Below are 16,935 nucleotides of genomic sequence, written 5' to 3'. Positions count from 1 at the left end.
GACAAACCACTAAGATTATGAACAGTCGCTTGTTGTAGATAGAGGACTTTGAGACTCATGACACCTTCTTTAACAAATTTCTTATTGAGCTTGCTGGCAGGTGCTGTGGTTGTGCTAGTTCCAGCCACGATCGGGCTGATCTTCATTAGCCAAAAAGATAAAATTCAGCGCTCTTAAGGCTGGGCATTCGGTGCCTAAAATCCTTCTGGGCATAGCAAAGTACCAGCACTTTTGCAAAACCTTAGTTCTAGCAAGGCAGTGGCTAAATTTAGGTCGCGCTCCCTGCTAAAACTGAGGTTTTTGCTTTGAAGTGCAAAATCTAGGCTTCAATAAAGCCTGAGAAAGCAATTGAGTAGGTCTGAAGGAATTTGGGCTTGTTAGAGTAGAGATCTTAGGCATAACTCGCTAATATAAGACTTACCTAGGAGACAGGGAATGGTTAACTTTCAGTTCAATCTAGCTAGTATTGCCGGGATTATTCTTGCCGTTGGCGGGGCAGGGCTTTATGCCGTTCGATCGTTCCGCCCTGAGTTATCTAGAGATTCCGATATTTTCTTTTCCGCCGTCGGTCTGCTGTGCGGCTTGATTTTAATTTTTTATGGCTGGCGCTTTGACCCGATTATGCAGTTTGGTCAAGTGCTGCTGACGGGCGCTTCTGTCTTTTTCGTGATTGAAAATTTGCGCCTTCGCAAAGTTTCGACCGAGCAAGCAAAGCGCAACACGCCGATCGTCGATTCTGACCGCCCAGTTAGCTCTCGCTATCGTCAAAGCGCTGAGTTTGAAGACCAAGAGGTGATCGACGAGCGGGTGCGTCGTCCGCGAATTCAGGGCACAAAAGACACGCGACAGAATCGTGATGATTATGATTCGGGTCGTCGTCCTTCAAGTCGTCCTCGTGACGAGCGGCTAAACCCGTCTGATAAGACTCGCCGCCCTCGTTCTCGTCCAGATTATCCCGTGATCGATGCGACAGTTGACTCTAACGACTTTGACGATCGCGCCCGCAATCGCAACACTGCTCCGCGATCGAGCAATCCATCTCAAGGTTCTAAACCCAGACGACCTCGCCCCACTGATGAAGAAGCTACCAACCGACGCAGAAATGTAGAAGAGCCACCCTCCGATTATGTTGACTATCGTCCGGTTGAGCCAAATGACGACGAGAATGATAACTGGGGGGAATCCTAACCTTCTGGTTTGTTTGAGCTAGATCGCGTTGATCGTTGATCTCCCCTGTCTTGATCCCTCCATTGCTTCTCGTGGTTAGAGAAGTCGGGGGGATTCGTTATGAAATGGCTTGATTGAATGGCAGTTGCAGTGTGAAAAGTGTGGTTTCGGGGATTAGTTTCATGGCTCGGCTGCTCTTGTTGGGTTCGCTGGCGGCGTGCAGTCCGACTGGAGTTCCGATCGGGTCAACTTCGCTCAACAGTCGCCAAAACGACGAGCAACCTGCTCTAAGCGGCGATGGGCGCATTTTGGCATTTGTGTCGAGCCGTGAGGGAAGCCGCAACATTCTGGCCTATAACTTAGAGCAGCGACAGTTTATCAACCTCCAACGCCTCAACCGCCCCAACGCGATCGCTGAAAACCCCAGTCTCAGCTATACGGGGCGCTATCTTGCTTACATTGCCAGCGATCGCGGCATTCCTGAAATTCGGCTTTACGATCGCGCGACTCAACAGTCGCAGGTGTTAATGTCTGCCTATCAAGGGTGGCTGCGTCGTCCGAGCATTAGCCCGGATGGACGCTATGTGACCTTCGAGAGCAGCACTCGCGGACAGTGGGATATCGAAGTGCTCGATCGCGGTGCTTTTGTGGAGTTAGACCTCCCCAACAATCGTCCCAATACCGCGCCCACAATTGCCCCATAATTAGGTCTTGTGTCTAAGCGTTTTGTCTTTTTTGGGTTAGTTACGATCGCCGCATTTCTGAATGGCTGTGCGGGGGCGACGCTGCTGCCGTTCCCGTTCGATCCCGGTGGGCGCAGTCTGAATAGTCCGTTTTCAGATATCTCGCCTCGCCTGTCCGGTCGCTATATTGTGTTTGCGTCCGATCGGCGCGGCACTCAAGATATCTATTTATATGACACGGTTGAGCAGCGTTTATTGAACTTACCGGGGCTTAATTCTTTAGATCTGATGGCATCGAGTCCGGCAGTGTCAGACAATGGGCGATTTATTGTGTTTGCAGGCAGCCGCCAAGGCATAACGGGAATTTATTTATACGATCGAGATTTTCGTCAGTTGCGTAACCTGACTGATAATATTCGGGCAGAAGTGAGAAACCCCACCATTAGCGCTGATGGAGCAACGATCGCCTTCGAGTCTAATGCCAGGGGACAGTGGGATATTTTGCTCTATAACCGGGCTGGGCAACCGCTAGCAGTGCCCACAGATCCGCGTTGACGTTATCGTAAACCTAGCCAAGTAAAAAAATCTTGGCGGGTGAAAAATTCGAGAATTAATAAGCTGACAAAGCCAATCATGGCAAAGCGCCCATTGACTTGTTCGGCATAAGCCGTCCAGCCAAAAGCAGGTTGGGGCTGATTCGGGGCTTCTGCGATCGTTTCTGGCGTTGGGGGTTGGGAAGTCATTACTGATAGTTGAGGGAGTTAACTGAGGCAGAAAGTTGGACTTAAAGGCGTTTTGATTCTGTTTGGAATGCTTGGACGGATTCGATCAACGATCGTACCTGCTTTGCCCCTTCAGAAGGCTCAAATTTTGCTGGGAGTTTGCCGTGACTGAGCATTCGCAGCCCTAACGGGACAAGGCTCATCAGTCCTTTAAGATCTTTAAGGTTATTGCCCACAACTTGTAAGCCAAACTGCCGTTCATCGATCCAGCCGCCTTGTTTGACGAGATCAATTAGGACTTTACGGTGACGAATCGATCGCCCCGTTTGTCCATCTTTACGCGCTAAAATCTCATTCTTAATTTTGCCAATTTGATCCATCGGCGCGACTTCCATCGGGCAAACACTATTGCAGAAATAGCAGCGAGTGCAGCCCCAAACGCCCTCGGTTCCTTGATTATATTTTTCGAGTCGGGCAGCAGTCCGATCGTCGCGAGAATCGGCCACCATGCGATAAGCCTTGGCTAACGCATGAGGTCCGACAAACTCAGGGTTAACTTCGCGAGCGTTGCACTCAGAATAACAAGCACCGCACATAATGCAGTTTCCAGTTTGGTCAAGCTGCGATCGCTCTGCGGGCGTTTGCAAAAATTCTCGCTCTGGCACCTGTCGCGCTGCCGTGCTGACATAGGGATCGACGGCTTTGAGATTTGCCCAAAAGCCTTGCATATCGACCACCAAATCTTTAATCACGGGCATATTGCCCATCGGCGCGATCGTGATTTCTGGAATCTGATTAGGCGCTGCGGCTGAACTGGCAGAAAAACGAGCGATTTCGCTGCCCACATTTTCTTTGCAAGCCAGTGCCGATCGACCATTAATTCGCATTGAGCAACTGCCACAAATTGTGTTGCGACAATTTTTTCTAAAAGCAAGCGTGCCATCTTGCTGCCATTTAATCTGATTGAGACAATCAAGAATTGTGGCGCTTGATTCCACGTCGAGCGGGTAGGACTCAACTCTTGGTAACGAATTTTGGTTTTGGCGAACAATCTTAAAAACAACTTGCATTCTAGAAACCAAAAAACTGCAACTTTAAAGGTCTAAGCGGTGCGGAGCTAGAGCAACTGTAACGGCAAGAAAACACTATTTTATGAATTAGCAATTTCTAAAGTTAATAGTTTGTTACGAAAAATCTGTCTCCTGACTGGCAACCTGTTGATTGGTAATTACCAAAAAGCAGCATTTTCCATACGCTTTAGTTTAGCATTTTGCCTAAATTGATTAGAACAATTTGAGAAAGTCAGACCTGTTGCTTCTGAAGATGCACAAAATCAAGCTTTAGCAGCGCGGCGTTTGAGCGACTTGTTTCGATACAAGCTTTGATGAAATATCGGCAAATTTTGTTAGACCGCGATCGAGAAAAGCTAATTGAAACGATTAATGCATGATAATTTAAGCAAAAATATTGTGCAGATAGAGCAGATTAGAGATATATTTTATTAGGTCAAACATTTAACATTGACTCTATTTACCATTTCAGAAATCTAGGGATATTCTGTAGCAGATGACTGAAACTGCAACTGCCCCTTTAACAGGGAAGGCGTTACTTCAAAAAGTAAAAGAACTGTCACACTTGCCGCGCCGAGAAACTGCAAAGCGCTGTGGCTACTACACCATAACTAAGAATAGTCAAACTCGCGTTAATCTGACAGATTTCTATGATGCTCTGTTGGTTGCAAGAGGCATTCCTCTGAGTCCAGAGGGGTCAAAAGATGGTCGGGGGCGAGAGCCGACTTATCGGGTCAGTGTGCATCAAAATGGTCAAATTGTGATCGGGGCAGCCTACACCAAAGCAATGGGCTTAAAGCCAGGAGATGAGTTTGAAATTAAGCTGGGCTATAAGCATATTCACTTGATTCAGATCGATGCTGATAAGGGTGATCAAAACGGTTCCAACGGGAACGAAGAAGCGGAATAACCTTTCCAAAAGACGATCGCGATCGCGTTAAAAGACTTCATTTTCTAACTTGTTTTATGCCTACCCTCGATCGTGTTCACCCGTTTTTTGCATTTTTTGCGGAAGCTTCGGTGCCGATCAGGGTAGGTGTTTTTTTTGCTGTTTGGGTGGCAATTTGGCTGCCGATCGCCATCCCACTAGCGATCGCTTTAAAGTGGCATCCCTTCAAGCCTTTAGAAATTCGTCAAAAATTGCCGCTCGTTGCCTCACTCTATCTGCTGGCTCCCATCGTGCTTTGGGCAGCCGCTTGGGTTCAAAATGTTCCCTTTAGTCACTATGGGCTGTCTGGAAACCTGGATGATCTCGGATCGGTCAGTCGCGGGTTAGCACTAGGCACGATCGGGCTAGTCGTCCTTTTTGGCGTTCAAACTCTATTGGGTTGGATTGAGTGGAAATCAGAGAACTGGAAGCAGTTGGGATCAGTGCTGTTGCCAACTTTGTTTTTAGGACTTTGGATCGGTGTCACCGAAGAACTGGTTTTTCGAGGATTTGTGCTGGGTCAATTAGAGCAGACTTATGGGCTGTGGAGTGGCGCGATCGTCTCCAGTCTGATTTTTGCCCTACTTCACCTGGTCTGGGAAGGATCAGAAAATATCCCTCAACTACCAGGGCTGTGGTTAATGGGCATGGTGCTTTGTCTAGCGCGGGGAGTTGATCACAACCATCTGGGGCTTGCCTGGGGTCTCCATGCGGGCTGGGTTTTTGGCATGGCAAGCCTCGATTCAGCCAATCTGATCGGTTATACAGGTCGCGCGTCTGACTGGCTAACAGGCTTAAAAGAAAAGCCTCTGGCAGGGGCAATGGGGTTACTCTTTTTGCTGACTACGGCTGGGGCGCTGTGGGCAATGATCTAAGTAGCTGGGCGGAATTAAAGAGAAGACCCTCCTCACGAAGGGAGGCGAAGCCCTCGCCAGCCCTTTGTGAGGAGGGTGGAGCAGGTTTTTATGGCTCATCGACTTCTCTTCAATGACCATGAAACCGCCCTGCTGTCCGTTAGATTTATCCGACTCGCCTGGTTACTCCAGGTCACTCTGCTGTGCATGAAAAACATGCCGAGCTCCAGATAGGGACTGACGAATTCCATAGGGCTTGCCGACAGCGACGCGAGGAAGGCGATGCTTAAAGCCGCAGAGAATCTCCCAGGAAATCGTGCCTAAAGTTTGTGCCCAATCGTCCGCTAAAATCTGCTGATTGCCGTCTTGCCCTAATAGTGTCACCACTTCCCCTTCTTGCAAAGCGGGAATGGTGCTGACATCCAGCATGATCTGATCCATCGTGATTGCGCCGATCTGAGGAACTCGCTGCCCTCTCACTAAGACGGTTAGTTGATTAGAGAGATTACGGGGAACACCGTCTGCGTAGCCAATCCCCACTACGGCGATTTGAGTTTCTCGCTCTGCAACAAATTTGTAGCCGTAGCTGACTCCGGTTCCAGGTTGCAGGGTTTTGACCTGACTGACTCGCGCTTTCACCTGCATCACGGGTTTGAGATCAACTCGATCGGCTAAGTGCCCAGATGGATACAGCCCATAAATCACCAGTCCGGTTCGTACCATGTCGTAGTGCAAGCTGGCATCTGTGAGTGTGGCGGCTGAGTTAGCGAGGTGAAAGCGAGGGAAAGGCCTGTGAATTGCAGGGTTTAGGATCGGGGAAAACCCGCAGGCTTGAATCGCTTGTTCGTAACGGTGCTGCTGCTGGCGCATGATTGTGGGATCGGGGTCGTCAGCGGTTGCCAGGTGAGAATAGATGCTGGCGATCGTCAACCCCGGCAGCCTTTGAACGAGTTGCACAAACTCAACGGCTTTCTGCCAAGGCGTTCCCAGTCGCGACATTCCGGTATCTAATTTAATGTGCACGGGTAGCGGCTGGCGCTGCGAAGATTTGCCGATCGCTTCAGAAAAGACGAGGGCTTGTTTGGGTGTGCAGAGTGTGGGTTGAAGGCCCCAGTGGGCGATCGCGCAAATTTGCTCGGCGGTGTGAGTTGCGCCCATGACTAAAATCGGGGATTCAATGCCCGCTTCCCGAAGCTCAATGCCTTCAGGAATGGTGGCAACGCCTAGCCAGGTTGCGCCTGCTTGCAAGACGGTTTGGGCAACGGTGACGGCTCCGTGTCCATAAGCATCAGCTTTGACAACAGCCATCAAATCAGTATGCGGTGACAGCAAACCCCGAATCTGACGAATGTTGTGTGCCAATGCGGTTAAATCAATTTCCACCCATGCCCGCTCTCTCTGCATCAGGGCAATGCTGGAACTTTGATCCCAACTCAACATAAATTTCTCACTCCTCTACGCCACTCACTGAATAGATTAGCCCAACTCAGCGAATTGGCTCATGAGACTCTGAAGTTGTCCACGAAAAACCTGCCATTCCCTAACAGAAAGTTTTACCATTCGAGCCGAAACAGGAGGACGATCGCGGCTGTAATCATGGTGGTGCCCGTCACCCAACACACATAGCGATAGCCCCCGGCGATCGTTTTACTGATCAGGTCTGACGAGTTTGAAGATTGCTCTAATTTGCGGCAAGCGTAGTAATAGTCGGCGATGATCGGAGCCAAAACGAGGAGAGAACCCAAAATAATGACGATCGCTAGAAGGGCAAAACTTGGAGTCATAGACGACCTGAAACGAATGATGCGTTCTACCTTACGGTTAATCAGATGGGGCGCGAAGGATGCGTTAGACAAAGTATCGCGCATCCTTTGACTTTAAACAGAGGTTGAAATAGGCGAGTGTCCGTTTGTTGAGACTTTTTGGGGGGCGATCGCCCCTATCACTCCACTGGTGCGAGACGACTTGCGCCGGGGGTCGCCTTTACGCACACCTCCTGCCATCAAGTACTCTTGGCTGCTTTTGCCATACTTGACTGCAACGCCCATCAGCATGTGTTCTGATAAGTCTCTCAGCGATCGCTCGGCTTGATTGATATCGTCACGGGCTTTGTCGATCGCGGATAAGGCAGCGTTGTAAGCGACTAGCTGCGATCGGATGTCTTGAATTGCGTCTTGGTAAGCTGCAAGGGTGAGTCCACTACTGAGGTCAAGCGTGGGTGAAATCGACTGTAAGCTGGCGGCTCGGCGATCGGCGCGCTCAAGCACTCTAGAACCTCTTTTACGCTGTACCATCTGCACCTTTAAAAATCATGTTACGGTCGCACTCTAGCGAATCAGCAACTTGGCTGACCTGAGAAAATTCCTGGAAAATGAGCAACCGTGTTGACTGAAGCTAGAAAATCTTAGTTATATTTACTTAAGCAATGTAATTTTTATGTAATAAAGATCACTTCAATATTATGTGTTTAGGATTTGTGCCCGATGCGTGAGCAAAACCTGTTGATGGTCAAGTAGGATCTACGAATGAGGCTCCGTTTATAAGATTCGTTTTAATAATCTGCCTGATTTTGAAGTAAAACTTATGAATAGAGCGGAGAAACCTTTCAACAAAGCTTCACTTATAAGTTTTGTTTTAATAATTTGCTTGACGTTAAAACAAAACTTATGACACAGGCATCAGTATCTAGTTACGTTCTAGTGTAAAAGGCTAAATAGCTCGTGAACAAGGAATAAAGATGGAAGCACAAGAACTCAAAGAGCTTATTCAGCAAAGTGTGCGGGAGACAATCCATGAGGTTTTGAGAGAAGAAAGACTGGCTCTGTGTTTAGCTTTGATTCCTCGTGTTAGCGAAAAGGAAATGCAAGAAATTCGCGGACAGTTTGGTTCACCGTCCGATTACGACAAAAGCGAGTTCGTAAACATGACAGATTGGGTGCGAAATGGAACTGACCTTCAGTAAAGACGCGCTCAAATTTCTGAAAAAGCTTCCAACAAAAGATGTGAAGAGAGTTCAGACTAAAATTCTCTATTTGCTTAACTCAGTTGAGCAATCAGGGTTAGTGCCATCGGGAGAACTTGATATCAAAGCCTTAGAAGGAGAATGGCAAGGCTTCCTAAGAATGAGGGTTGGCAAAATCAGAATTATTTTCGCGATCAACTCTGAACTAGACGAGCTGCAAATTCACGGCATAAATTTTAGAGGAAATGCTTATAAAACATTAAGCGTAGACCATGCAGTAGCTTTGAAAATCAGAACATAAGAAAAGCTAAAACTCACTAGAACATGTACTTAAATCTTGGCTTGGGGAACACTCAATTTATTGTTGATCGATGTGTCTTGAGCAATGCACTATTCCCCAGACCAACTGAGAGATTTACTGTATAAAGTTGAAGCTGAACAGGGTCTCAGGGTGATCTATGGGCTTGAGTCAGGTAGTCGTGCCTGGGGGTTTGAGTCTCAAAACAGCGATTATGATGTTCGTTTTCTTTACGTTCGACCAGTTGATTGGTATCTATGTATTGAAAAACGCAATGATGTGTTGGAGCTTGGAACCTCCAGCGATATTGATCTTAGTGGTTGGGATCTCAGGAAATCACTCTTGTTCCTCCGGCAATCACATCCCGTGCTACTTGAGTGGTTGAGATCTCCTGTCGTCTACATTGAGCAGCCAGAAATAATTCAACGGATGCGGGAGATTGGAGAGGAATTTTTCGCTCCACGCGCATCAGTCCATCACTACATCGGTTGGGCTGAACGAATCCTTCATCGATATTTTCAGCATTCTGATTTGGCTGCAAAGCGTTACTTCTATGTCATGCGTCCAATTTTGTGTTGCCGTTGGATTCAGACAATTAGTGGACAGCCACCTCTTTTAATGCAAGAGCTTACTACAGCAATTGAAATGCCTATCAATGCAAAATTAGCCCTTGAAAACCTAATTGAGAGAAAACGGGGAGGGTACGAGCTTGATTCAGTCGGTAGAATACCAATTCTAGATCAGTATATTTTTGAGACTTTGCCTCAAATTAAGGAGTTCCTTGTCACCCTTCCTAAACCCGAATATGCGCCTTTCGAGCTTCTAAATCCACTGTTTCACCAAGCTCTGGCGAAGTTTTCGACAGGGCGACATTTCTTCCAACCTAGTAACGACAATGTATCGTGAAGTTGGGCGTGTGCTATGCAATGCTTGAAAGACAACCGATCGCTTAACATGCAACTAGTGATTAACCGCAAGTCTTATAACATCAGCACCTACGCCAACGAAACAATATGGTTCTCAACATAATTTGACCCCATGAAAATCAAGGCAATTATTTGGCAAGAAGACGATGTGTGGTGTGCCTCTGTGCCTGCTCTTCCTGGGTGTCATACTTGGGGAGAGAATTATGAGCATCTATTAGAGATGCTTGAAGATGCTGTCGAGGGTTGGTTAGAAGTTGTGAGCGAAACAGGTGGTTGAGCTGTCCTTGTGAAAGCGATTTCTAGCCGAACTACCGTTTGTAGCAATTTTCTGTAATCCAACCTGCCCAACAACACTAGAGTTCACCTAAGAGACAACCGCGATCGCTTAATATCAAACTAGTGATTAACCGCGAGTCTCATGACATCACCTACGCCAACAAAGCAATATATCGAACATTGCAACGGGGGGTATTGGATTGAAGGAACCCGAATCTCCCTCGATTCAGTTGTCTACTGTTTCCTGAATGGAGAATCTCCCGAAAGCATTGCCCAAAATTTTCCGCTGCTTTCACTAGAACAGGTTTATGGTGCGATCGCGTTTTATCTTGCCAATCGAGAAGTTGTGGATGCGCACCTAAAAGCAGGCGAAGCAGAATTTCAAAAGTTGCAACAGTCTTGTAGATCAAGAAATCCAACGCTCTATCAAAAACTGAAAGCTGCTCAAGCCCAGAAACACGGTGCGGTATGACAAGGGTTCGCTTCCAAGCTGATGCCGATCTTAGACAAGCGATCGTGATTGGAGCCATCCGCAGACAACCCGGTCTTGATTTTCGATCAGCGAATGAAGCAAGGCTTGAAAGCATAAAAGATCTAGAGGTTTTGGCAATTGCAGCGCAAGATGCCAGAGTGCTGGTCACGCACGATCGCAGAACCATGCCAACCGAGTTTGGTCAGTTCATCATGACCCAAACTAGCTCTGGTGTACTGATTCTTTCGCAAAGCCTTCCAATCAGTGAAGTGATTGCTGCGCTCATCCTAATTTGGGAAGCATCTACGGCTGAAGAATGGATCAATCAAATAATGTCTATTCCATTTTGAGAAATTGACCTTTACGTCATCTACAAGGTGAAGACACGAAATGCCATGCTTCTACAGGTTTTTTAATCTTTGTCATTAGAAGTGCATTCTCCTTTTGCACAGGGGGCTGTGTACTATGGGTATGAGTTTAAGCACTCGCTCATCGCAGTAAGGTATCACCAGCATGACCGCCGTAACCTCAAATCCTCAATCCGCCGCGCCTGCTTTCTGTGAAGGCATTCAACATTTTGGTGACTCGCTCCCCGGTTTTGATCAATATGGGAAAACCCCCACGATCGCCCCAGGCAAAACCGCGATCGCTGACCCCACTGATTTAACGGCGGTCTATCAGACTCTGCTCACAGCGGATGCGTTGCGCTATCTAATCCTGCAAGTGACCGCAAGTAAAGCTTCAGGGCACCCCGGCGGGTTTGCCAGTCAAGCCGAAGCCTATGCAGCGCTAGTGATGTTGGGTCACAAAAACATCCTGACCGAGGTGGGGCACCACGCGCCCGGTTTTTATAGCGCCATGTTTTTAGACCGATCGCTCGAAGATATGGGCATTCAGACCGTGCAGCAGTTGCGCGATCGCTTCCGCGAAAAACACGGATTACTCGGACATCTCTCTGGCTTCATTCCGGGAATTTTGGCCCCAGCAGGCCCTTTAGGTCAGGGGCAACACTTTGCAATGGCAGCCGCGACGCTGCACCGCGATAAGCTGTTTCCCTTTACCGTCGGCGATGGGGGGTTAGGTGAGCCTTATATTGTGAGCGCGATCGCCCACTTCCATACTGCCTATCCAGAGGTGACAAATTTCTTGCCTGTGTTGGTCTGGAACGGCTATTCACAAGAGCATCACAGCATGGTGTCTACCAAATCTAATGACGAGATGATTGCCTATTGGAAGGGCAACGGCTTTGAGAACGTGGTAATGGTTGATGCTAAAGACTTTGATGACCAAAACCAGCCGGGAGCTTATGTAGACAGCACCGCGTTCTCGTTTGAGCAGCGTCTTCAGTTTACAAAGTCGGTTCTGACTTCTATGAATGAGGCTGCTCGTTCTGCCTTGGGCGGCAAGCTGACGGTCTTTATCATCAAGCAGCTTAAGGGCGCAGGGATGCACGCGAGAGGCGCAAAATCTCACAACCTCTACGCTCAACACACGTTAGACAATCCCGATATTATTGCAGCGCTCAAAGCCCGTGCCCTCACACCCGAAGCGTGGGAACTTGTGCGAACCAACTGCGAACGGGCAGGCGGCGGCCCCGCAAGCAAAACGGCTGTGACCGAATCGGTGTTGCCCTTGCCCGATTTGGGACAGTTGCCGCTAGAAGAATTCACCGTCGGCGGCGATCCTAAAGTCTCAACGACGGCTATGGGTAAGCTGGTTGGCTATGTCGGCAACGTCGATCGTGCCTTCACAGTCACCAACGCAGACGGCAACGAAGCCTCTGGAATCGCCAACATCAACCAGGCATTGCGAATTATTCACCCCGTTGAAGACGCGCTCTATAACCAAGCCCCTAAAGGACAGGTCTACGAGCCTTTGAGTGAAGATGCCTGTGCAGGTTTGGCAGCCGGGTTAGCGCTGATGGGTTCTCGATCGCTCTGGTGTTCTTACGAATCGTTTGCGATCAATGGCTTACCAATTTGGCAAACTGTCACTCAGGCAATGGCAGAATTGCGCCGTCCCACGCCGTCTACGATGACGCTGTTTACGGCAGGGGCGCTAGAGCAGGGGCGCAACGGCTGGACTCATCAACGTCCTGAAATCGAAGCTTATTTTGCAGCAATGATGCGGAACGGCAATGTCTTTCCGCTGTTTCCGCCCGATGCCAATAGCATTCAGGTTTGCTATGACTGGGGGCTGACGACGAAAAATAAGGGCATTGTGATTACGTCAAGTAAATCGCCGCTTCCGATTCACACGACCTTTGAGCAAGCGCGTCAGGCGTTGAAGGATGGCGCGATCGTGCTTAAAGAAATGCCCAGCGCTGAAAGTGCAAATGCTAAAACCGTGGTGTTTGCCGCCGTCGGTGACATGGTTCTGATTCCGGTGCTCGAAGCGGCAGCGCATCTCGAAGCGGAAGGCCTATCCGTGCGAGTCGTATCAGTTGTGAATCCTCGTCGTCTCTATCGCGCTCATGATGTCGCCTGGGATCTCTGCTCAGAGCCAGACGGTGAGTTTCTAGACGATGCCAAGTTTGAGGCGATGTTTGGCGGCGATGTGCTGATTGGAGTGACGGGCGGCGCAAGTGGAATGCTAGAGCCGATCATGCTGCGAAGCACTGCCAAGCGCGATACATTCTCTTGGAAGCGAGGCGAAACCACTGCCAGCGCGGGTGAATTAATGGCAGTCAACGGCATCACTGCCGAAGCATTGGCAAAACGGGCACTAGCGTTGGCGCACTAAATTTTGGGTTGCAGAATGGGATGAAATGGCTGTAGGGGTAGTGCCCCCGTGCCTACCCCTGACGGAGGGCAACCACGGGGGATTGCCCCTACAAATCACCCCTCTATCTAGCAACGTCTAAATTTCTTCCGAAGTCGGTATTGTTAGAATTCTGGGGCGATCGTTAAGATGTGGGTTTCACACGCTGCACGATCGCTCCTTTTTTGTTCCAATGTGGTGCACCAGATATGTTGCCAACCTACTCGCTGATCGTCCCTATCTATAACGAAGAAGCCACGATTCATGAGCTTTATCGTCGGGTCAGTTCTGTGATGAATCGACTAGATGCCACTGCCGAATTAGTGCTGATTAACGATGGAAGTCGAGACCGATCGTTGCCGCTAATTCGGGAGCTACACCAGCAAGATTCACGCGTTTGCTATCTGAGTTTGGCTCGCAATTTTGGTCATCAAATCGCGGTGACTGCTGGGTTAAACTTCGCACGAGGTCAGGTGATTGTGATTTTAGATGCCGATCTGCAAGACCCACCCGAACTGATTCCCGGAATGGTCGAGAAATGGCGACAAGGCTATCAGGTGGTTTACGCTCAACGCACCCAACGCCGCAAAGAAGGCTGGTTTAAGCGCTTGACCGCCTATACGTTTTACCGATTGTTAAAGAACCTGGCAGATGTTGACATTCCCACAGACACAGGTGATTTTTGTTTGCTCGATCGGCAAGTGGTGGACTTGCTGAACACGATGCCAGAACGAAATCGATATCTCCGAGGGTTACGATCGTGGGTCGGATTCTCACAAACCTCGGTCAAGTTCGATCGCGATCCACGATTTGCGGGTGATGTGAAATATACATTTAGTAAATCATTTGGGCTGGCAGTTAACGGATTGGTTTCGTTTTCTAAAGTGCCGCTTCGCATCTCAACCTATGTCGGATTGTTTTCGGCAGTGGTGGCGCTAGTGATGGCAATTTTAGTGCTCTATTGGCGAATTTTTGTGCCGCATTCACCCGTGACTGGACTTGCCACGATTATTGTCGCGATTTTCTTTCTCGGTGCGGTGCAGCTCGTCAGCATTGGCATTCTCGGTGAATATATTGGACGAATTTATGAAGAGGTAAAAAACCGCCCCCTTTATACCCTTGGAGAAGTCGCGGGATTTGAGCGACAGCCAGCGGAAACGAGTCGCTCGCGCTAAGAATTCTGGATTAAATAAGGTGGCACAGCCGTCTCGTCTCGTCTCGGCTGTTTAAGTCAGGCAAGATGCCCGACCCACTCTCGGAGTTATTTAATCCACGATCATAAAAGTTACGCAATTGTCCAGAAAGGACTACAATAACTCCGCTACTTGTCCATTTAAACAAACTATGATGCGATCGTCGTCCCCGTTCCTAGTCGCTTTGCTAGTTTTATCGTTAACGGCTTGCAGTGACTCGCCGACGGGTCAGGGTGGAGGTAGCACCGCGCCAAAAGGACGACTCGCTACGGTTGTCAGCCGAGGAAAACTCGTGTGCGGGGTCAGTGGAGAACTCCCCGGATTTAGTTTTGTCGGCAAAGACGGCAAATATTCGGGGCTAGACGTAGATGTGTGTCGAGCGATCGCCGCCGCCGTCTTCAACAACGCTGATGCCGTTGAATATCGCAACCTCAACGCCAAAGAACGCTTCACCGCCGTGCAAACGGGTGAAGTCGATATTCTCAGCCGCAATACAACCTGGACAATGAGCCGTGACACCTCCGTCGGCTTAGAATTTGCACCCGTCGTCTTCTATGACGGTCAGGGAATCATGGTCAAAAAAGCAAGCGGCATCAAAACTTTAGCCGATCTCAAAGGCAAATCGATCTGCATCCAGACGGGCACCACGACTGAGCAAAACCTGACCGATCAGATGCGAAAACGCAGCATTCCCTATACGCCCGTTGTGTTTGAGGATGTGAATACCACCTTCGGAACTTACGCCGAGGGGCGATGTGAAGGAGTCACCGCCGATCGCTCTCAGTTAGTTTCTCGTCGCACAACGCTACCCAAACCCGCCGATCACGTCATTTTAGAAGAACCTTTATCTGAAGAGCCACTAGCCCCTGCGGTTGCCGATGGCGACGCTGCCTGGAGCAATCTAGTGAGATGGACGGTGTTTACTCTAATCAAAGCTGAAGAACTGGGCGTAACTTCTCAAAATGTGACTCAGCAAGTGAACAGTCCCGATCCGACGGTGAAGCGGTTCTTAGGTTCGGAAGGTGACTTAGGCAAAGGAATGGGCGTAACGAATGACTTTGCAGTGCGAATCATTCAGCAGGGTGGAAACTATGGCGAAATTTACGATCGCAACCTCGGTGCTAAAACTAAGCTAAACCTACCTCGTGGGCAAAACAACCTCTCCACAAAAGGCGGATTGCTGCTCTCACCGCCGTTTAGATAAGGGCTACTCACGAATTCTCGCTGTCTCAGAAACACCCTAAATAACGTGAGTTCGACGAGTTTTTTTGCTTCGTTGTCAGCGGCTTCTGCCCCCTAAATCCCCCAATCTGGGGGACTTCAAGCCCAGAATTTAGGTTCAAAGTCCCCCAATTTTGGGGGATTTAGGGGGCAGCCCAGACTGGCAACCGTAGCGAAAAGCTTCATCGAACTCACGTTAAATAACCTGAGTTCGGGTTAAGCCGAAGGCTGAAATCCCCACTGCAAGTAGCTTGAGCCAAACAACCAGCTAGTAATCTTTTCTCAATAAGTCCTACTATTAAGAATATTCTCAACTGTGAGGCTTATTGACAAGAGCCTGATGTGGAGCATAGCAGCAAGGCACGGAAAATCAGGACTTCTGGCGATTTCTTATCCCGAACTCAGGTTAAATAAGTTAATCACCTTAGAATTGAGGTAGGACAAAGACTCCGCTAATTCAGGTTAACTATGGCTAACGCAGACGATCGTAAGAAGAGAATTATGGAGCATGTCGCTCGTAGTGTTGGAGACTTTAGCAAGGATTTGTCGCCGCGATCGATAGAACGCAAACAGCGCATTATGGATCACGTTCGCCGCACCCAAGGCTAATTGCATCTGCATTAATAAAGCGATCGCCCGCAGAAATGTTTAATCTAACGTCTCTACGGGCGATTCAGATTTAGCAGGTGACTATTTAGCTCTAGCCGATGGCAAAATCACTCTATCGATCACATGAATGACCCCATTGCTGGCTTTGATGTCTGCTTTAACAACCTTCGCATTGTTGACCATCACGCTACTGGTGCCAACTTTGACCATCACAGGGCTGCCTTCAACGGTCTTGACGTTTCCTGACTTGAGATTGGTAGAAAGCACTTCACCAGAAACGACGTGGTAAGTCAGAACTTTAACCAGTATCGCTTTGTTTTCAGGCTTGAGAAGTTCTTCAACCGTGCCTTTAGGAAGCGCAGCAAATGCGGCATCGGTAGGAGCAAACACGGTGAACGGCCCAGGACTCGATAAGGTTTCAACTAAACCAGCCGCTTTAAGAGCCGCCGTCAAAGTTTTAAACGAATCGTTTGTAGACGCGATTTCAACGATCGTCTTTTCGGAAGCCGTCATCGCTCCTGGAGCCGCGATCGGTGTGGGGCTAGAGACGGGTTCAGCAGTCTTTGTTGCTGGCGGAATTGTGGGCAGACTGATCGGAGCCGCCATCGGCATATCAGCAGCTTGGCTTGGATTTGGAACTACGAGCGCACCTAAGCTCAAGAATCCAGCAAGACTCAGCGTTTTCATTAGAGCGAAAGCTTTCAGGTTCATAGTGGCTAAACTCAGTTTACGAAGTGTGAACTTCTGTAATGACTTGTGAAGCCTATAACGAAATTTGACAAAGCACAATCGTA

22 protein-coding genes are annotated in these 16,935 nt (G+C 48.8%); 16 read left to right on the top strand and 6 right to left on the bottom strand.

Annotated elements, in window-relative coordinates:
- The first annotated feature begins 57 nt into the window (after nucleotides 1-57).
- The 4 genes from psbX (at nucleotide 58) to C7B65_RS05720 (ending at nucleotide 2,405) form a co-directional block, all read left to right on the top strand.
- Nucleotides 58-177 (top strand): photosystem II reaction center X protein, encoded by a 120-nt coding sequence (psbX, locus tag C7B65_RS05735; RefSeq protein WP_073070624.1) that lies wholly within the window; start codon nucleotides 58-60, stop codon nucleotides 175-177.
- Nucleotides 178-435: 258 nt separating this feature from the next.
- Nucleotides 436-1,188 (top strand): Ycf66 family protein, encoded by a 753-nt coding sequence (locus C7B65_RS05730; protein ID WP_073070623.1) that lies wholly within the window; start codon nucleotides 436-438, stop codon nucleotides 1,186-1,188.
- A gap of 161 nt (nucleotides 1,189-1,349) precedes the next feature.
- Nucleotides 1,350-1,871 (top strand): TolB family protein, encoded by a 522-nt coding sequence (locus C7B65_RS05725; protein ID WP_073070622.1) that lies wholly within the window; start codon nucleotides 1,350-1,352, stop codon nucleotides 1,869-1,871.
- A 9-nt stretch (nucleotides 1,872-1,880) separates the two neighbouring features.
- Nucleotides 1,881-2,405, top strand: coding sequence for a TolB family protein (locus C7B65_RS05720; RefSeq protein ID WP_073070621.1), 525 nt, complete (start codon nucleotides 1,881-1,883; stop codon nucleotides 2,403-2,405).
- 2 nt (nucleotides 2,406-2,407) lie between these two features.
- Here the strand turns inward: C7B65_RS05720 and C7B65_RS05715 are convergent, their stop codons facing one another.
- Both C7B65_RS05715 and C7B65_RS05710 read right to left on the bottom strand, forming a co-directional pair.
- Nucleotides 2,408-2,593 carry a chlorophyll a-b binding domain-containing protein gene (locus C7B65_RS05715; RefSeq protein WP_073070620.1) on the bottom strand — a complete coding sequence of 62 codons (186 nt, stop codon included), beginning with the start codon at nucleotides 2,591-2,593 and terminating at the stop codon, nucleotides 2,408-2,410.
- A 41-nt stretch (nucleotides 2,594-2,634) separates the two neighbouring features.
- Nucleotides 2,635-3,642 carry a succinate dehydrogenase/fumarate reductase iron-sulfur subunit gene (locus tag C7B65_RS05710; protein WP_073070619.1) on the bottom strand — a complete coding sequence of 336 codons (1,008 nt, stop codon included), beginning with the start codon at nucleotides 3,640-3,642 and terminating at the stop codon, nucleotides 2,635-2,637.
- Nucleotides 3,643-4,138: 496 nt separating this feature from the next.
- On the opposite strand from C7B65_RS05710, the gene C7B65_RS05705 reads away from it, so the two are divergent.
- The gene (locus C7B65_RS05705; RefSeq protein ID WP_073070618.1) at nucleotides 4,139-4,552 is read left to right on the top strand and encodes an AbrB family transcriptional regulator; all 414 of its coding nucleotides are present in this window, start codon (nucleotides 4,139-4,141) and stop codon (nucleotides 4,550-4,552) included.
- A gap of 56 nt (nucleotides 4,553-4,608) precedes the next feature.
- Entirely contained in the window at nucleotides 4,609-5,445 is an 837-nt protein-coding gene (locus tag C7B65_RS05700; protein WP_073070617.1) for a CPBP family intramembrane glutamic endopeptidase, read from the top strand.
- A gap of 162 nt (nucleotides 5,446-5,607) precedes the next feature.
- On the opposite strand, the gene alr is transcribed toward C7B65_RS05700, so the two are convergent.
- The 3 genes from alr to C7B65_RS05685 all read right to left on the bottom strand — a co-directional run bounded on the left by alr (nucleotide 5,608) and on the right by C7B65_RS05685 (nucleotide 7,718).
- On the bottom strand, nucleotides 5,608-6,864 hold the full coding sequence (gene alr, locus C7B65_RS05695; RefSeq protein ID WP_083582790.1) for an alanine racemase: 1,257 nt from the start codon (nucleotides 6,862-6,864) through the stop codon (nucleotides 5,608-5,610).
- 113 nt (nucleotides 6,865-6,977) lie between these two features.
- Nucleotides 6,978-7,208 (bottom strand): hypothetical protein, encoded by a 231-nt coding sequence (locus tag C7B65_RS05690; RefSeq protein WP_073070616.1) that lies wholly within the window; start codon nucleotides 7,206-7,208, stop codon nucleotides 6,978-6,980.
- Nucleotides 7,209-7,301: 93 nt separating this feature from the next.
- The gene (locus C7B65_RS05685) at nucleotides 7,302-7,718 is read right to left on the bottom strand and encodes a hypothetical protein (protein ID WP_073070615.1); all 417 of its coding nucleotides are present in this window, start codon (nucleotides 7,716-7,718) and stop codon (nucleotides 7,302-7,304) included.
- A gap of 443 nt (nucleotides 7,719-8,161) precedes the next feature.
- Here C7B65_RS05685 and C7B65_RS05680 point away from each other — a divergent pair, with 443 nt between their 5' ends.
- The 10 genes from C7B65_RS05680 (at nucleotide 8,162) to C7B65_RS27655 (ending at nucleotide 16,141) form a co-directional block, all read left to right on the top strand.
- Nucleotides 8,162-8,386, top strand: coding sequence for a hypothetical protein (locus tag C7B65_RS05680; protein ID WP_073070614.1), 225 nt, complete (start codon nucleotides 8,162-8,164; stop codon nucleotides 8,384-8,386).
- Nucleotides 8,367-8,687 carry a type II toxin-antitoxin system RelE family toxin gene (locus tag C7B65_RS05675; protein WP_073070613.1) on the top strand — a complete coding sequence of 107 codons (321 nt, stop codon included), beginning with the start codon at nucleotides 8,367-8,369 and terminating at the stop codon, nucleotides 8,685-8,687. The genes C7B65_RS05680 and C7B65_RS05675 overlap by 20 nt, the downstream gene beginning before the upstream one ends.
- 84 nt (nucleotides 8,688-8,771) lie before the next feature.
- The gene (locus tag C7B65_RS05670; RefSeq protein WP_073070612.1) at nucleotides 8,772-9,590 is read left to right on the top strand and encodes a nucleotidyltransferase domain-containing protein; all 819 of its coding nucleotides are present in this window, start codon (nucleotides 8,772-8,774) and stop codon (nucleotides 9,588-9,590) included.
- A 132-nt stretch (nucleotides 9,591-9,722) separates the two neighbouring features.
- The gene (locus tag C7B65_RS05665) at nucleotides 9,723-9,887 is read left to right on the top strand and encodes a type II toxin-antitoxin system HicB family antitoxin (RefSeq protein ID WP_219898384.1); all 165 of its coding nucleotides are present in this window, start codon (nucleotides 9,723-9,725) and stop codon (nucleotides 9,885-9,887) included.
- A gap of 141 nt (nucleotides 9,888-10,028) precedes the next feature.
- Nucleotides 10,029-10,358, top strand: coding sequence for a DUF433 domain-containing protein (locus tag C7B65_RS05660; RefSeq protein ID WP_073070611.1), 330 nt, complete (start codon nucleotides 10,029-10,031; stop codon nucleotides 10,356-10,358).
- Nucleotides 10,355-10,708, top strand: coding sequence for a DUF5615 family PIN-like protein (locus C7B65_RS05655; RefSeq protein WP_073070610.1), 354 nt, complete (start codon nucleotides 10,355-10,357; stop codon nucleotides 10,706-10,708). The genes C7B65_RS05660 and C7B65_RS05655 overlap by 4 nt, the downstream gene beginning before the upstream one ends.
- A 163-nt stretch (nucleotides 10,709-10,871) precedes the next feature.
- A complete protein-coding gene (locus C7B65_RS05650; RefSeq protein ID WP_073070609.1) occupies nucleotides 10,872-13,100 on the top strand; it encodes a phosphoketolase family protein in 2,229 nt (742 codons plus the stop codon).
- Between the two features lie 227 nt (nucleotides 13,101-13,327).
- A complete protein-coding gene (locus tag C7B65_RS05645) occupies nucleotides 13,328-14,293 on the top strand; it encodes a glycosyltransferase family 2 protein (protein ID WP_073070608.1) in 966 nt (321 codons plus the stop codon).
- 202 nt (nucleotides 14,294-14,495) lie between these two features.
- Nucleotides 14,496-15,515, top strand: coding sequence for an amino acid ABC transporter substrate-binding protein (locus C7B65_RS05640; RefSeq protein WP_244913172.1), 1,020 nt, complete (start codon nucleotides 14,496-14,498; stop codon nucleotides 15,513-15,515).
- Between the two features lie 485 nt (nucleotides 15,516-16,000).
- Entirely contained in the window at nucleotides 16,001-16,141 is a 141-nt protein-coding gene (locus C7B65_RS27655; protein WP_181314338.1) for a hypothetical protein, read from the top strand.
- An 81-nt stretch (nucleotides 16,142-16,222) separates the two neighbouring features.
- Here C7B65_RS27655 and C7B65_RS05635 read toward each other — a convergent pair whose 3' ends face one another.
- The gene (locus C7B65_RS05635; RefSeq protein ID WP_106253943.1) at nucleotides 16,223-16,852 is read right to left on the bottom strand and encodes a fasciclin domain-containing protein; all 630 of its coding nucleotides are present in this window, start codon (nucleotides 16,850-16,852) and stop codon (nucleotides 16,223-16,225) included.
- Nucleotides 16,853-16,935 lie beyond the last annotated feature (83 nt).

Source organism: Phormidesmis priestleyi ULC007 (assembly GCF_003003695.1).
Taxonomy (GTDB): Bacteria; Cyanobacteriota; Cyanobacteriia; order Leptolyngbyales; family Leptolyngbyaceae; genus Phormidesmis_A; species Phormidesmis_A priestleyi_A.
The sequence above is the reverse complement of the archived record's forward strand: the minus strand, read 5'-3'. Positions and strand labels throughout refer to the sequence as shown.

Coding starts and splice junctions, on each gene's coding strand:
- psbX (WP_073070624.1), top strand. CDS start 58: ATGACACCTTCTTTAACAAATTTCTTATTGAGCTTGCTGGCAGGTGCT.
- C7B65_RS05730 (WP_073070623.1), top strand. CDS start 436: ATGGTTAACTTTCAGTTCAATCTAGCTAGTATTGCCGGGATTATTCTT.
- C7B65_RS05725 (WP_073070622.1), top strand. CDS start 1,350: ATGGCTCGGCTGCTCTTGTTGGGTTCGCTGGCGGCGTGCAGTCCGACT.
- C7B65_RS05715 (WP_073070620.1), bottom strand. CDS start 2,593: ATGACTTCCCAACCCCCAACGCCAGAAACGATCGCAGAAGCCCCGAAT.
- C7B65_RS05710 (WP_073070619.1), bottom strand. CDS start 3,642: ATGCAAGTTGTTTTTAAGATTGTTCGCCAAAACCAAAATTCGTTACCA.
- C7B65_RS05705 (WP_073070618.1), top strand. CDS start 4,139: ATGACTGAAACTGCAACTGCCCCTTTAACAGGGAAGGCGTTACTTCAA.
- C7B65_RS05700 (WP_073070617.1), top strand. CDS start 4,609: ATGCCTACCCTCGATCGTGTTCACCCGTTTTTTGCATTTTTTGCGGAA.
- alr (WP_083582790.1), bottom strand. CDS start 6,864: ATGTTGAGTTGGGATCAAAGTTCCAGCATTGCCCTGATGCAGAGAGAG.
- C7B65_RS05690 (WP_073070616.1), bottom strand. CDS start 7,208: ATGACTCCAAGTTTTGCCCTTCTAGCGATCGTCATTATTTTGGGTTCT.
- C7B65_RS05685 (WP_073070615.1), bottom strand. CDS start 7,718: ATGGTACAGCGTAAAAGAGGTTCTAGAGTGCTTGAGCGCGCCGATCGC.
- C7B65_RS05680 (WP_073070614.1), top strand. CDS start 8,162: ATGGAAGCACAAGAACTCAAAGAGCTTATTCAGCAAAGTGTGCGGGAG.
- C7B65_RS05675 (WP_073070613.1), top strand. CDS start 8,367: ATGGAACTGACCTTCAGTAAAGACGCGCTCAAATTTCTGAAAAAGCTT.
- C7B65_RS05670 (WP_073070612.1), top strand. CDS start 8,772: ATGCACTATTCCCCAGACCAACTGAGAGATTTACTGTATAAAGTTGAA.
- C7B65_RS05665 (WP_219898384.1), top strand. CDS start 9,723: ATGAAAATCAAGGCAATTATTTGGCAAGAAGACGATGTGTGGTGTGCC.
- C7B65_RS05660 (WP_073070611.1), top strand. CDS start 10,029: ATGACATCACCTACGCCAACAAAGCAATATATCGAACATTGCAACGGG.
- C7B65_RS05655 (WP_073070610.1), top strand. CDS start 10,355: ATGACAAGGGTTCGCTTCCAAGCTGATGCCGATCTTAGACAAGCGATC.
- C7B65_RS05650 (WP_073070609.1), top strand. CDS start 10,872: ATGACCGCCGTAACCTCAAATCCTCAATCCGCCGCGCCTGCTTTCTGT.
- C7B65_RS05645 (WP_073070608.1), top strand. CDS start 13,328: ATGTTGCCAACCTACTCGCTGATCGTCCCTATCTATAACGAAGAAGCC.
- C7B65_RS27655 (WP_181314338.1), top strand. CDS start 16,001: ATGGCTAACGCAGACGATCGTAAGAAGAGAATTATGGAGCATGTCGCT.
- C7B65_RS05635 (WP_106253943.1), bottom strand. CDS start 16,852: ATGAACCTGAAAGCTTTCGCTCTAATGAAAACGCTGAGTCTTGCTGGA.